Below are 16,127 nucleotides of genomic sequence, written 5' to 3'. Positions count from 1 at the left end.
CACCGGGCACATTCAGGCTCGGTGTTTTTTGTTTGACGAGTTCGTAGCACTAGTTCACTTTTAATACTTTACGCATTACACGCTCGCCATCCTGCTTGATTTCCAGTATATAGGTGCCGATTGGAAGCTGAGATATGTCGATTTTTGATGAGAATTGATCGCCGGTTTTCTGAACCTTTACCTGCCGATGGATTCTGCCGGTGCCAGCATCAAACAGATTGATTTTAAGGGGCGTATTACTCGAACGCTCGGCCTGTATCGTGACGAAATCGGCAGTAGGATTTGGATAAATACGCACAACATCTTCCAGGCTTTTATCTTCGGCAGTCACCTTCGCAGCTACACGTGCATTGGGTGCAGCAGTCCCCGCGACAACGAACATGGGTGTTTCGGTTACAGTAAGCTGCAGTTTGCCCTGGTTGGTGTTGACCACTTCCATATCCATGTTTTCGCTCCCTACTTTGGGTCGATAAACCTGCGCCTGGGCCGCGCTACCCAGGTCCAGGGTATACGAAGCTGTTCGGCCAACCTCATCGGGCACAACCAAAATATAGGCTGACTTACCATTCAATTCATACCGATCGACAATCGGGTTCTGATTGAGCGTTTCTTTGTAGGAATACTCACCAAAGAGTTTGCCGGTCTGATACATGTAATCAGCAGCAGGCCGACGGGTTGTATTGTCGCCGTTGGCCAGTCCCGAGGTGCCGAACATTCCTCCCGAATTGTTATCGTCATAGAGCTGATAAAAGAACACTTTATCGATACCCTGACGCGCATAAAACAACGACGTCCGCAGAATCCAGTCGCCCTGGGTTTCCAGTGCCGACTTATTGCCAATTGGAATGGCACGCAGGGGACTGCCCTGGTTTACATCATAACCTGCTTCCGTAATCCAGACCGGCATGTCATACGACTGCTGATGGGCTGTTTTACGGAAATCCTCGGCAATTCGGTTGATAGGCGTCACTTCGGGAGCGGCTCCGCGCGTTGAGGTTCCACTCTGCGACGAGGAGGTATTGTCGGAATACATGTGGTAATTGATGATATCCCAGCACAGATTTACGGTGCCGTCGGGTTTGTAGCCCCGATATTGCTTACACCAGTCGATCATTCCTTTGATATAATCGGACCCACTGGAAGCCGACGCCAATCCACCAATGACCACTTTCACACTTGGATCGGCATTTTTAACCCCAACACCGGCTCCCATCGTGTTCTTGTGACCATCGTAAAACGCCGACAGATTGGCCGCATATTCGCGGGCTGTCTGATATGCTTTTCTGCCTTTCCACCACTTATCGCGCTCGTTATCGCATTCGATGTACTTGATCAGCCCAAGACCAATCTTGATCGAATTAGGTGTATCGCCCGTCCAGCGTGGCGTTGAGTTTACACTGAGTAAGGCCGGGTTGACGTTCGGATTACTGCCGTAGCGGGCCATGTACTGAAAGCCTGCTTTCGCCTGTTCCAGATAGGAGTTCGGGTCCAGGAAATCTTTTCCGTAGCGTAACGGAACATTTTCGCCGTCGCGCTGGTCGTCCGGATACGTATTGACCATCCACTCTGGAATCGTTTTCAGGCAGGCCAGTACTTCAATTCCTTCGGCTTTGCAGCGTTCATAAATAGCATCATAATTCCAGCCGCCACTAATGGTCGGATTGTAGGAATAGCTGCCTTCATTCCCTTCCAGTTTATTCCAGTCCATATAATGCCGGACACCGGAAAAACTTTTCACGACGTTCATTTTCGTTTCATTGATCTGCCAGGGCGTATTGCCATCTTCAAAGTTCCATTCATAGGCATTTACCCCGAACATATCTTTTAGTTTCACCGACTTGGCGGGCGCTGGCGTTAGCGGTTGACTGGTTGGTGTGTAGGAACCATATAATTCAATCTCCGTCGGGTAAACACTCCAGGAATTGATAACCAGATAACGGGCATTACTAATGGGCTGATCCAGCTTGAATTTAGCATTTCCAGACGTCGTTCGGTTTGGGTAAGGCCCTACCCAGGTTGCGTATTCCTGACCCGTAAAGGTTGCAATCGGAATCCGTTGCCACTGATCGGTAATGACCGACAATGTCATCGGATTATCGGTATATATCCCCGTAAAATCGTAAAAACGAATGCTCTCCAGTGTCATCGATTCACCATCCAGTAGGGGGTAATAGGCATCGTAATTAGGCAATACTTTACCATAACCCGTTTCGACGTTTACATCCGTAATACCATCGAACAAGCCATCCAGTCCATTACTTACGTTATTGAGCTGATACCAGCGTTTGGGATCGATCGGAATTTTGGCGCTGAGCGGAGTGTTCGATGAAGCCTGAACTACCTGCGTCCGGGTAACATCTGAAGCGGCCAGAAACGAGGAAGAACCCGCCTGCGATGCCGTAATGGTTGCCGTTCCCGCCGATACTATTGTCGCTTTCCATGAACCCGATCCATTAGAAACGCTAACGACAGCTTGATTCGACGAGCTAAACGTAATCGGCGTTTCCGTGTTCGTACTGGTTGCCGACAAACTGAATTCGCCATCGTCGGTCGTCTTGGCCGGGAGATCTGCAAACGTGATCACTGCCGGAGCCACGACTGTGCCGCCCTGACCGACATCGAACCAGTTCATGTTGAAAGCACCCCGCACGGCATACAAGCGCAACACCTGACTGCCAGCCGGTAGGGTGGCCGTGGTGCTGACCGTTGTCCAGGTTTGCCAGCCATACGTCCGGGGTACATCCACGCTCCCCAACACCGAACCACTCTCCGAACGAATCTCGATCTGGCCGTTTCCGTAACTGTTGGCCACCCGAAACTGGAAGGTGTGCAAGCCCGCTGTGGCCACATTGACGTTATAGTCCATCCAGTCCCCATCATCAATATAACCCACATCCGACCCACCCCCACTATCCTCGGTCTGTTCAGGGCGAACATCGGTGGCCACATCGAAGGTCTCAGCCTCGATGCGGGCAGGCAGTGGCCGACTGGCAGCAGCCTCGAACCAGTTGAGGTTCCAGCTGCCCTTGACGATCTGAATCCGCAGGGTCTGGTTGCCCGCGGGCAGGTGAGCGGTGGCGCCAATGGACTGCCAGTTCTGGGCACCCCCGGTTCGGGGCACATCGACGGTTGTCAGCAGGGTTCCGTCGGCGAGTTTGAGCTGGAATTTAGCGCCATCGCTGTAGCCATTGGCGACCCGAAAGCGGAAGGTGTAGACCGCTGCGGTGGGCACATTGACCGAATAATCCATCCAGCCATCATCGGTGATCAGGCTCAGATTCTGGCCCCCGTTCTCATCCGATGTCGTTTCCAATTGGGCACCCTGCATGGCCTTAAAATCTTCCACTTCAATGTGGCCGGGTAAGTTGGCAACACCGCCCCTGGAAACATCGAACCAGTTCAGGTTGAAGGTGCCTCGCACGGCATACAAGCGCAACACCTGACTGCCAGCCGGTAGGGTGGCCGTGGTGCTGACCGTTGTCCAGGTTTGCCAGCCATACGTCCGGGGTACATCCACGCTCCCCAACACCGAACCACTCTCCGAACGAATCTCGATCTGGCCGTTTCCGTAACTGTTGGCCACCCGAAACTGGAAGGTGTGCAAGCCTGCTGTGGCCACATTGACGTTATAGTCCATCCAGTCCCCATCATCAATATAGCCCACATCCGACCCACCCCCACTATCCTCGGTCTGTTCAGGGCGAACATCGGTAGCCACATCGAAGGTCTCAGCCTCGATGCGGGCAGGCAGTGGCCGACTGGCAGCAGCCTCGAACCAGTTGAGGTTCCAACTGCCCTTGACGATCTGAATCCGCAGGGTCTGGTTGCCCGCGGGCAGGTGAGCGGTGGCGCCAATGGACTGCCAGTTCTGGGCACCCCCGGTTCGGGGCACATCGACGGTTGTCAGCAGGGTTCCGTCGGCGAGTTTGAGCTGGAATTTAGCGCCATCGCTGTAGCCATTGGCGACCCGAAAGCGGAAGGTGTAGACCGCTGCGGTGGGCACATTGACCGAATAATCCATCCAGCCATCATCGGTGATCAGGCTCAGGTTCTGGCCGCCATTCTCATCCGATGTCGTTTCCAGTTGGGCACCCTGCATGGCATCGTAGCTTTCGGCTTCGATGTGACCAGGTAGCGTAACGGCAGTTTGGTAGGAAGATTGATTCTGGCTATTATTTATGGGTATTTCTCTTGTTCCGATAAATAACACGCTACTAATTAGGGTAGCGTAAATACTAGTGTGGAGTAAATGTTTTTGCATTTCGTGTTTTATGAATTTTTATGTTACTAAAAAACTCATAAAAATAAATAAAAATTAGTTTTGAAAAATCTTATTAAAGAACTTTAATTTTTAGATTTATTTTTTCATGAAAATATGAAAGCTATGGTTATATTTTTTGTCTATTTAAAAACTAAAAAAATAATTTTGGTGACATATTTTTGCTAGACAAGTTCGTCGATAGTCGACATGTCTACGGCCAGTTTGAGCGTAAGGCCACTTCTCGGTAGGTGATTGACTCCGTATAATTGCTTAGATGGGTACCCTGTCTGACACTGGCCTGCCTGCGGGTATTGCGTGATGTCTGATTCTTAAAGCTGACTTCTGCGGGTTGGGAAACCGCAACTATTTAACGACGAGGTTGGAAGAAGGGAAACGGCGAACCGTCGCATCGGCGTCCTCACTGTGTCGGTTTGAAGAAACCGACACCATATCAAAGAACTCCACGCCTAAAATTTATGAGCAATACAGACAGCCCCAGGTGTGCTATTTAAAACTGATAGATAACGGCATTGATATTCATACCGGCTCCTACGGAAGCAATCACTACTTTGTCGCCCGGCTCTATGTGCTGGTTTTCAAATTTCCCTTTCTCGATCAGATCCAGTAACGTAGGAATAGTTGCCACTGAACTGTTGCCCAGCCACGATATGGTCATGGGCATCAATGACAAGGCAGGGCTGTCCAGATTATATAATTTATAGAGCCGTTGTAGTATGGCGACATCCATTTTCTCATTGGCCTGATGAATGAGGACTTTGCTGATTTGAGACAGATGGATATTCGCTTTATCCAGCGCTTTTTTGATAACTAATGGCACTTGATTTAACGCAAATTCATAGAGCTTACGACCGTTCATTTTCATGAAAATGTCTGGGCTGTCTCCCAGTAAGGGGGCATATGATTTGCTCATGCTCAGGAGCGTGGTATACTCACAGGCATGGGTTTGGGTATGATGCGCTAAAATGCCTGTCTGGTTGCTATCCGACGCTTCCAGAATGACAGCACCGCTACCGTCGCTGAATAACATGGAATCGCGGTCGTGTGGATCAACAACCCTGGAAAGCGTTTCGGTACCAATAACCAGACATCGTTTGGCGTCGCCCGAACGGATGTAATAATTAGCCTGAATGAGCCCTTCTAACCAGCCAGGGCAACCAAACGCGAGGTCATAGGCAATCGTATCTGGGTTGCTGATGTGCAGGAGGGCTTTTATGCGCGAGGCCAGGGAAGGAACCATATCGACCCGGTTGCTGCCATACGTAACATCGCCAAAGTTATGGGCAACAATAATGTAGTCGAGCGTTTCAGGATCGATGCCTGAACTTGACAATGCGTCACTTGCCGCCAGAAACCCCAATTCCGACGCTTTTTGGTCGGGTCGGGCGTAACGGCGTTCGCAGATACCCGTAATTTCCTTAAACTTCTCAAGAACGTGACCCTGATTTTGTGGGATGGCAACCCCTTCTTTCGTATAAAATTGGGAAGTCAGGAAGGACTGGTTAGTGATAGTAACATCAGGAATGTAGCTTCCTGTTGCGGTAAAAACAGATCTGGTCATAGTTACGGAAAAGCCGTCAAACAGCTTCTTTTTTCGGGCAATAAGTCGCGGGTTTTAGAATATCTACTGTTCTTTTAGTGTCGCTAGTAAATAAGTCCTGGCTTCGTTGAAAGCTCTAACCAGATGCCGGTAGAAATAAATACGATCCTGACCGACAAAAAAGGCCAGTTCGTCTTCATGGTTGCAGACAAAAAACAGACCATTTGGAAAATAACCATTGCCTGCTCCGTAGAAGTGATTCATGTCTGGAACAATAACGGTAATGTTCTCGTGGGTATGCCGGTTGGCATTAAAGTTATAAACCGACTGGCGCATGGAATAAATCAGGCTCGTAATGTCCTGAATTTTACCATTGCTCCCCACTTCATCCAGAAAGTCAATGCGTTTGCCCGCCTGTTCAGACTGCTGGAGCAGATCACCTTCCAGACTAAGCAGCTCAATAAAAAGCGACTGGGTTAGATTAGTGTAGGGCGCATTGCGATTGAATGCAGCCTCATGGAGATGATGGTCAATTACGTTCAGGTGCTGTTTAAGCTGCGCCTTATTCCACACTTTACTTGGGTATACTGTCATTAGAGACAAACCTTACTACGTTTAGACAAGCGGGCAGCAGGAGTGTAATAGTATAACGGATTCGACCGGGAATCGCTTTACAATGGGGCGATTCATTTGGACTCAGTCTGACATGAATCAACCCGATCGATTACGTTCGGACTCATAAAGGTAACGAAACCGGATGGACAATCATATAGCCGGGTCTTTGGCGAGTATGCGGAAAGAGTCCTGATCCTATCAGAAGCCAGCTGAAAAATGCTATTCAGGCAGTACGTTCGCTCAAAATATTGACCATTCAATTGCCGGACTGACTACCTTCCGTTATCTATTAAACGGTTCTGATCATGCCGGCTCCAGCTATCAATTTTGAACCACCCTACGACATTCATCTGCTTCGGGGGCAATCGTTCCAAATCGTCAATGCAACAAATGCCTTTGCAACCTTACTAAGAATTGGGGGAGATTTTGCTCACGATTATGTCGATAATCACCATGATATTAGCTATACATTCTGGACCAGCTTCGACGAGGATAAGGCCAATGATTTTGGCATAACCGTTGAGAATCCAGTCGAGCATGATCATGCGTTTGATCGGAAACCTGACTGGCTAATCACGTTGGACGAGAATGAGCCCGCTGCTGCACAAAACCAAGTTCGTAACTTTTACTTATACGCCGAAGTCGAGAATGCGGCTGATAATTCCAGCAACTGGACGGCATTACGAATTCATATTCACACTAGAATCGAAGAGGTATGGATTACGCCTGCGGGTTTAACCATTACGCCTGGTGTTACGCATCAGGCTCGACTGCATGGGCGTTTTGACGACGATGTTATTGCTGAAATCGGTAATCAGCGTTATCGTAATGCTCTGTTTAATATTGATCCCCCGCTCGATATAAGCTGGAATTCGCCTACCCCTACTTTAGTAGATCCGGCCAACGGCTCGATCCGGGCCCAGACTATAACCGGTATTCACGATCTGAATGTATCGGTTGCTTACGATGGGGTCACGCAAACGGCGGCCAGTCTGATCATGGTATCGGAGAATTTGGTAGCCAATTCACCCATACAGGCCGAATTAGTGGCAACGGGTGGGTGCCCAGGCTTTCCCCGATTGAATGAAGTGCCTAATATTCTCTTTTTGTCCGAAGGGTTTACGCTCGAACAGGAATTCAACTTTAAAATTCTGGTTGCAGATTATGTCAAAGATTTGATGAGCAATAAAATTACCGCACCGTTCAATCTGCTTCGAGGCTCGATCAATTTCTGGATGATTTTTATTCCTTCGCGCGAAAGCGGAGCGACCTATCTGGGCGATTTGGCAGTACGCCGGAAACCGAACGAACCAATTCTGCCCAGGTTAACGGGGCGTCCGATTCCATTTATTGAAAGAGATCAGAATAAACCAGTCGACGACTGGGGCATTGAGCACCTCTTGTATTGGGTCGGGTTGCCCGTGAGAGCGGAACGCGACACCAATGACCAGACCGTAATTGATAACTTAGTTACCAAATGGGAAGCCACGACCCACCTGACAGAAGAAGAAATTGAGAAACTAAAGACGAAAAAATCGCTGATAAAGAGTTGGCAGCGACTTGGCGAAAGGCGGTTGCCTCCGGTAAAAGATACCGCTTTGGGCGTTACCATTCAGGATACAACAGCCGCCAGAAGGGAGAACGATTTTAGTGATATTGGTCTGGACCCTAAGCGAATCCAGCGCGGAGATCTGGATACTTTTTTCAGTACATTAAGGGATGATGAAAACAACCTGATCGGTCCCACCTTCGTTCAGCAGGCGAGTCCGACTCAGCCACAGGGAAAGGATTGGGATAACATTGTCGTGTTATCGGCTATTCGTCGGGGGCGGGCTGTAAATAGTTCAGGATACATGTTCTCCGTCGTTGAGAAGGCATCTTATTCAAATGCCAAAGAAGTTTTAATCGGTGATTTAGCCACATTGCGTGTTCCGATTGCGCCAACTGATTTGCCCGACAAACTCCCGATAAAGTCAAAAGCAACCACTACCCATGAACTGTGTCATTCGTTTGGGTTAGAGGATGAATACGGGGAGAATCCTCCCCTGGAAAGCTATAAAAATAAACCGGTCGATGATCCAACGGTTTCAGGCTGGTCGTTTGCCAAGTATACAAAAGCCGCTTCTGCGGTTGATTGGTCCAGCAATGTTCAGGCCAGGGCTGACCTGGAAGTGCCGGTTTCGAGTGGAGGCACTCAAATTCAGCCCTATCGAATCAAATGGCGCTATCATCGCATTCAGAAGTGTGGAGTCGTTACCAATATCACCGTAACGGGTAATCAAATCGAGCTAACGCTGCAGAATGGTCAGGCGGCTCAGTTTGCCGCCAGTAAACCTGTTTTTCTACGGAAACGACGGCGGAATACCACCGTATATTTTATTCATTCCCGCGCTACCGGTCAGGATAGATTAATCGCTTCCATTGTTACGCCTAACCCACTTCCGGCGGCATTTGTAAACGCTGTTGACATAACCGCCATTGATGTCGCTAACGATCGGGTAACGCTTCGTCGTGGTACCGATACGTTGATCGTTCAGGTAGACCGTGGACAGGCGGCTTCGCTACAAACAGGGACGGGATTTACGATTCGGTCCGAAAATAGATATGGTCCTGTGCTGACCTTATTTCGCACAGCGGGTGCCGTACCCAATGGGCCAGATCTAATTACGAAGGCTATTTCTGCTGAACTGACAGTCGTGAGTACTGATCCTGCCAATAATAGACTCACGCTGACCAGTCCGGCAAACGCTACCCTGCCCGACTACATGCGAACCCTGGATGTGAATGAAGCCATCATTGTGTATGAGCCGATTGCCATGCCTGAAGGGCAGCGATCGGCCGATTATCCCTATGCCGAAATTATAGCCCAGAAAGTACTTAATCACTTACTGGTAAATCCTTTTGCGTTCAATACGGATGATCAACACCGTGAAGTAATTGATCGTACGCCGGATAACACGAATATCCCTGGCCATTTAGTGCCTTGTTGCTCGAAGAGAGATAAGGAAATCATCGGTCTCTACAGCGGGGGCAATCTGCATCATGGTGGTGTATATCATCCTGCGGCCAAGTGCATGATGCGTCAACAGGTTGACGATGATCAGTATACGGAGTTGTGTGCTGTATGCCGCTATACGCTGGTCAACCAGATCGATCCAACAAAACATGGTGATTTCGATGCCGATTACATGAAACGGAAAATTTATCCGGATTAAAATGAATGCCGTTGGCTAAATAGCTCTAAAGCGCTATAAGCGAATACATTACCTTTTCTTTTCCTAAACTCAACTTTATTGTATGTCCGCTCCGCGTTGTGCCTTCAACCCGCCCTACGATATTCACCTGCTTCGGGGGCAATCCATCGACCTGTCGAACTTGCTGGAGATTGATGGGACCGACGCGCCAGAGTACACTGACGCACATGCCTCGATTAAATACAGTTTTCAAACGAGTTTTAATGCGTCGACTAATCTGAAGATAACGGCGACGCTCGGCAACCCGACCAGCCGAAAACCTACCTACCTGATTAAACTGGATGCGGCTGCCCCCGCTGATGCCAAATTCCAGATAACGAGCTTTCTGGTATACGCTATTGTAACCGATACGTCCGACAATTCCACGAGCCAGGCTGCCATCCGAATTCACGTGCACAAAACCATTCAGAAAGTCTGGATGACGCCCGACCCGATCACGGTGTATCAGGGTATGGCCGGAGCGCGTGCGGCTGTTTACGCTCTTTTCGACGATAAAGTTGTGGCCGAAATCGGCGATATTTACGTAGGCGACAACGAAGAAATTGTCAAGTACACGATTACCAATAAGGTTCAGATTAAATGGAAATGTACGGCTACGCCCGCATTGATCAACGATAGCGGACGTATAACGCCAGGTAACCGATTTGGTAACCATGTTCTCGGCATTACTGTAAAATACGGTTCACAGACGCTGACTGCTACGGGCACAGTTCAGTTGTCAGACGCGCTGTCGGCCAGTCAGACTACGATCAAAGCGGAGTTGATCACATCGGGCAAATGCCCAGGTTTCGATAAACTGAACGAGGTGCCCAACATTCTTTTTCTGGCGGAAGGCTTCACGAATTCAACCGCGTTCGGGCAACTACTGGACAATTACGTATCGGATCTGGTCAGCAAAAAAATATCGTCGCCGTTTAACCTGCTGAAAGGCTCCATCAATTACTGGAAAGTATTTGTACCCTCCCGCGAAGACGGTTTAACCTATCGGTCGGTGCTGGAAGTGCTGGAAACAGAGCCAAACCGGATGGTAGGCTTACGGGCTAAAGTAGCTACGAAGCCTGCCAGCGCTGATGCCAGTACGTGGACTGCCGAAAACCTGCTTTATTTTGTTGGCGTTCCGGTCAGGAACGACGCAACCGTTGGTAACACTGCGCTTCGGCTACGCTGGGAAAATACCACCAAACTAACGGCGGCCCAGCTGGACGTGCTGTTTGGCCCGACGAGTGGTTTGGTGGCAAGCTGGCGTTCCGATGCCGAATGCCGACTGCCCGACGCGAAAGATACTGCCTTTGGAATTAGCGTGAATGATTACACGGCGGTTGAACAGGATGGCCAGTATAACCTGATCAATTTTGATAAGCGCAGGGTCCAGCGCGATTTTCTGGATGGGTTTATGGGGAGTTTGAAAGACACGGACAACAACCTGATCGGGCCTGTTTTTGTGATGGATACCCCGGCTGGTAATCGGGGAAAAGACTTCGATAATATTATTTTCCTGTTGGTCGATGGGCGCGGCCGGGCGCAGAATGCAACGGGTTATATGTTCTCGGCAGTCAACTTCGACAGTACCATTACACTGATGGGCACCTTAGCCGACGACCGGGTGTCGGAAGTAGCGATCAGCGTACCAGCCACGATTCCGTTGCGGAAAAAAGGGACCATTACGCATGAATTGCTTCACTCATTTGGCCTGGGCGATGAATATGGTGAAGAGCCGGACGATGATGCGTACAAGGGTAAAATCATTACCGATCCACTGGTAGTTAACTGGCCTTTTACTACTTACAAAGACCCGGCTTATTATGCCGATCAATACAGCAATGTTCAGCCCAGAAAGGATTTTGAACGGCCCAAAACAGGCGGTGGAGCCGGAACGGAACTCGATGCCTATAAAATCAAATGGCGCTATCACCGCATTCAGAAATGTTCGTTGGTAACGGCTGTCACTACATCCGGGAATGATGTTCTGCTGACGGTAAAGAACCCGAAGGCTGGTTTTAAGGTGGGCGAATCGGTGTTTTTTCGAAAACGACGAGTCAATCGCTATCAGCTCCGGGTCTTCGATAAAGACATGCGGGTTGTGGCCGACATTGTTAATCCGGCTACCCTGCCGACAGCTTTTACAAAGTACTACGTAAAGGTAAAAACGATCGATGCGGCCAATAACAAGCTGACGATCAAAAGCGATTTCGGTACGAATCAGACGACTATCGAGCTGATGACTGGTCAAACCAGTTTCTTTCGTGTAGGACAGCGGTTGGATATTCGGGAAAAACGGGTGACTGATCCCATTTTTACCATCCTGCGTACACCCGCCACCACTGCCGGTCAGCCGGACACGCAGACCTTTTTGCTTTCACCTGAACTGACCATAAAATCGATAGCTGGCAATCAGGTTACGGTGCAGCCGGTCGGTGCGGCTACGTTTCCAGCGGGGCTTTCCACGCTCAACCCCAATGAAGAAATGCTCCTGTACGCAGCCGTTCCCGTTCGCGATAACCAGGGAACCAATCAATATAAATATGCTGAGTTGATTGCCAGGCCGATTCTGGATTATCTGAATGACAATCCGTTTCCGTTGAATGCGAATACCACGCACGAAGAAATTATCGATACGGACGACATCCAAAATTCGTCACTTCCCCCAAAATACATTCCCTGCTGTTCGCGTCGGAAGAAAGAAATTATTGGTTTGTACAGTGGCGGAATGAGCTACTTTGGCGGAGTGTACCATCCGTCGGCTCAATGCATGATGCATGGCTACTACCTCAGCCCAAGCGATACGAAAGACAAAAAAGAACAGTTGATCGAACTCTGTGCCGTATGCCGGTACACGTTCATCAACCTGATTGACCCAACCAAATTCGAGGACTTCGATGCTGATTATTTAACGCGGAAAATTTATCCTGACAATTTATCCTAGGACTTTCGCTTCGAGCCGTGCCACGGTTCCTGATGACGGTTAACAAACCGTGGCACGGCCCGAAGCGAAAGTCCTATTATCCTGATGAAGACATGGGTACTTTAGAAGAGATCGGGAAGCATCTGGCACTGGCCGTTCGTCCGTTGAAAGACGCGGTGAGTGACGCGGCTCATTTTCGGCAATTTATCTACCAGCTGGGCTGGAAACCCACCGACATACCACCATCTTTTACGGCCCTGACCACCAGGGTCGATGAGGCTCTGTCCGAACTGGATGCGCTGATGGCCAATCCTGACCCGGTAAAGGCGCTGAATGTGCTGGACAAAGTGAAAGCGGTATACGAAGCGCTGGAATCAATCAGTGAAACTCCGCCGGGGGTTAACGATGCGGTTACGTTTCTGGCTGAGATTCAGGAGCGGATTTTCGAATTGCTGGTTGTCGATTACCTCACCATAGCCTGGCCATTTCTGCTCAATTTCTTCAAAATGACGGGCGTCATCGAGCAACTAGCCGTGCCCGGTACCGCCGATCGTAGCCGTCCGTCCTTTATCCGACAGAAACTGAATTGGGATAAGATTCCGCAGATACTGACTCATCCTGATCAACTTCCTGAACTGATTTACGGATGGGGCACTCCTAATTTCAATTTCGAGCTGTTTGCCGAACACCTGCTCGAACTCCTGTATGCGCTGCGGATTCCAGTCTCGCTATCACCCATAGATACCGACACCGGCTATCGTTACGTTGATGCCGACCCCGATGATCCTGCCAGTCCGCGTGTCGATCAGTTTATCCGCATCGCCTTTGCGTACCTGAACATTGCCGGGCAGGATCGGGATCTGGGTCTGGCGGTTTTAGACCTGCCAGCTGTCGATACCAAGCTGCCGGGCATCATTATTCAGCCTGCCTTGCCCTCGGAGATTACCTTACCGACATTGCGGGTCCGTGACGATGTGAACCTGATTATCCGGGCCGGCACTAACATTGCGTCGCTGTTCGGCATTTTGATCCGACCCGGTGAGATCTCGGTAAAGTACCCATTTCAGGACGGTCAGCTCCCTTCGGCTGGCTTTGGGGCAGGTGTGGAGTACGCACCGGTTCAGACGCAAACCGTGGTTGGAAGCGAGAACGGAACCCGTCTCGAACTGAAAGGAGGTTCACTGGAGTTCAGTTTCCTGTTCAATGGCAGTGATCCTGAACTGAAAATTGGTGGTAAGCTGACCGATTTTGCGCTGATTCTCAATCCCGCCGATGCCGACAGTTTTATTCGGAAACTCATCGGGAGTGGACAAATGAAAATCCCGTTTACGCTTGGATTTGAATGGTCAAATAAGAACGGCATTAAGTTTACGGGCGGGGGTGGTTTTGAAGTGGCCGTACATCCACATCTGGTATTGGGGCCGATTTCCATTGAGGAACTACTCATCCGGCTGCGTGGAGAAACTGATCCCAAACCAGCCGCTATTCTGGAAATAGGCGCGGGCATTAAAGGACAATTGGGGCCGCTAACGCTGGTAGTGCAGAACATTGGACTGGCCCTGGTCACGACCTTCGATCGGGGTAATGCCGGACCATTCGACATTGATCTGGGCTTCAAACCCCCAACGGGCGTGGGTATTTCGATCAATGGCGGAGGCTTTACGGGCGGAGGGTTTCTGTTTTTCGACGATGCCAAAAAAGAATACTCGGGCGGACTCGAGCTTACGTTTTCGGATACCATTTCCCTCAAGGCAATCGGGATTCTGACTACCCGGATGCCCGATGGCAGCGATGGTTTTTCGTTGCTGATTATCATTACAGCCGAGTTTACGCCCATTCAGCTCGGGTATGGTTTTACACTTAACGGGGTAGGCGGGCTACTTGGCCTCAACCGAACGTATCTGATTGAGGAACTGCGCAAAGGCGTTAATGACGGTTCGCTCAATTCGATTCTGTTTCCGCAAAACATTGTCGCCAATGCCACCAGTATCGTTAGTAACCTCAAACGGATTTTTCCCCCTCAGCAAGGGCATTTTCTGATCGGGCCAATGGCTAAGATCGGTTGGGGAACACCCACACTGATCAGTCTTGAGCTGGGTTTGTTGCTCGAAATTCCGCGACCGGGTTTTGCCCTGTTGGGTGTACTCCGGATGAATTTACCCGAGGAACAGGCACCCATTGTGAAAATTCAGGTCAACTTCCTGGGCTACGTCGATTTCGATAAAGGGCAGATTTCGTTCGATGCATCGCTGATCAATTCCCGGATTCTGACGTTCACGCTCACGGGCGATATGGTCTTACGGCTGTACTGGAAAGAAAACGCCAACTTTCTGGTTTCGATCGGCGGGTTCCATCCATCCTATACGCCCCCGCCGATGTCGCTTCCTGCCATGAAGCGGCTGAGTCTGGTTATTTTCTCGGGGAATCCGAGTCTTAAGGCCGAATCGTATTTCGCCATTACGTCTAATACCGTTCAGTTCGGCGCCAAAATTGAGTTGAGCGCCGACGCCAGCGTTTTCAACGTGTATGGGTTTCTGTCTCTCGACGTACTGGTTCAGTTTTCGCCCCTGTATTTCATCGCCGATGTAGCCGCAATGCTGGCCGTTCGGTCGGGATCGCATACGTTGTTCAGTGTCAAGCTCAAACTAACGCTCGAAGGCCCCACGCCCTGGCATGCGCATGGGGAAGCATCGTTTGAAATAGGCTTCATATTTACCGTTACCATTACTGTCCATTTCGACAAAACGTTTGGCGAACGCCGTACCGATACGCTCCCCCCGGTCCGCGTCATCGATAAATTGATGGAAGCCCTCAACCAATCAGGTAACTGGCGGCTTGATTTACCCGTTGGTAATCAGTATGTTTCGCTGCGGGAGTTGCCGCAGGATGGCCAGGCGCTAATCCTGCATCCGTTCGGAACGCTGAACGTAACGCAGAAAATTGTACCCCTGCGTCTGGACATTGCCCGCTTTGGTTATCAGCAACCTGATGGTCCACGACGATTCGCTATATCGGGCGTGAAAGTGGGCAATACCCAGTCGACGCCTACCGATGAAGACTACGAAAAAGAGCAGTTTGCCCCGGCTCAATTCATTGAGATGTCGGACGCTGAAAAGCTCTCCAGACCTTCGTTTGAGGCTTTTGATTCAGGAGTGCGAGTGGGAGGGTCGACGCAGCCACAGAGTGATTATGCGGTTGGTCTGGATGTGGCCTACGAACTGATTTATGTCCCTGAAAAACAAAAACCGAAACGCCTGACTTTTGATCGCAGCCTGTTTGGGCTTTATCTGTCAACCAATGCGATCGCTCGCTCCTCATTGGCCGAAGGGCAGCGCAAACCATCGGTGCTGGGAACAGAACCGGTTCGGGTCCGTCCCGAAACATTTGCCGTCGCTACATCAGATACGCTGCAACTGCATCAGCAGCTGGTGTTTAGCACAGAAACGGAAGCGCGGCAAGCGCTAAATAACCTTGTTCGACAGGATGCCGGATTAGCCGACGAATTGCAGGTAATTCCTTCCTACCAACTTAACTGAC

Annotated in this window: 6 protein-coding genes; 3 read left to right on the top strand and 3 right to left on the bottom strand. The window is 50.0% G+C overall.

All coding sequences use genetic code 11. The features are described from left to right. Positions 1 to 49: 49 nt before the first annotated feature. The 3 genes from GJR95_RS08410 to GJR95_RS08400 all read right to left on the bottom strand — a co-directional run bounded on the left by GJR95_RS08410 (position 50) and on the right by GJR95_RS08400 (position 6,413). Entirely contained in the window at positions 50 to 4,261 is a 4,212-nt protein-coding gene (locus GJR95_RS08410) for a carbohydrate-binding protein (protein WP_162385456.1), read from the bottom strand. Between the two features lie 508 nt (positions 4,262 to 4,769). Beyond that, positions 4,770 to 5,840 (bottom strand): 3-oxoacyl-ACP synthase III family protein, encoded by a 1,071-nt coding sequence (locus tag GJR95_RS08405; protein ID WP_162385455.1) that lies wholly within the window; start codon positions 5,838 to 5,840, stop codon positions 4,770 to 4,772. Positions 5,841 to 5,903: 63 nt separating this feature from the next. Further along, positions 5,904 to 6,413 (bottom strand): hypothetical protein, encoded by a 510-nt coding sequence (locus GJR95_RS08400; protein ID WP_162385454.1) that lies wholly within the window; start codon positions 6,411 to 6,413, stop codon positions 5,904 to 5,906. A 326-nt stretch (positions 6,414 to 6,739) separates the two neighbouring features. Between GJR95_RS08400 and GJR95_RS08395 the strand changes: the two genes are divergently transcribed. The 3 genes from GJR95_RS08395 (at position 6,740) to GJR95_RS08385 (ending at position 16,126) form a co-directional block, all read left to right on the top strand. Further along, on the top strand, positions 6,740 to 9,649 hold the full coding sequence (locus GJR95_RS08395) for a M64 family metallopeptidase (RefSeq protein ID WP_162385453.1): 2,910 nt from the start codon (positions 6,740 to 6,742) through the stop codon (positions 9,647 to 9,649). A gap of 82 nt (positions 9,650 to 9,731) precedes the next feature. Next, on the top strand, positions 9,732 to 12,611 hold the full coding sequence (locus GJR95_RS08390) for a zinc metalloprotease (protein ID WP_162385452.1): 2,880 nt from the start codon (positions 9,732 to 9,734) through the stop codon (positions 12,609 to 12,611). A 32-nt stretch (positions 12,612 to 12,643) separates the two neighbouring features. After that, positions 12,644 to 16,126: a DUF6603 domain-containing protein gene (locus GJR95_RS08385; RefSeq protein ID WP_162385451.1), complete on the top strand. Its 3,483-nt coding sequence runs from the start codon at positions 12,644 to 12,646 to the stop codon at positions 16,124 to 16,126. Position 16,127 lies beyond the last annotated feature (1 nt).

Origin of the sequence: Spirosoma endbachense, assembly GCF_010233585.1 — a bacterium.
Lineage (GTDB): Bacteria > Bacteroidota > Bacteroidia > Cytophagales > Spirosomataceae > Spirosoma > Spirosoma endbachense.
This window is presented reverse-complemented; position numbering and strand designations above follow the sequence as displayed.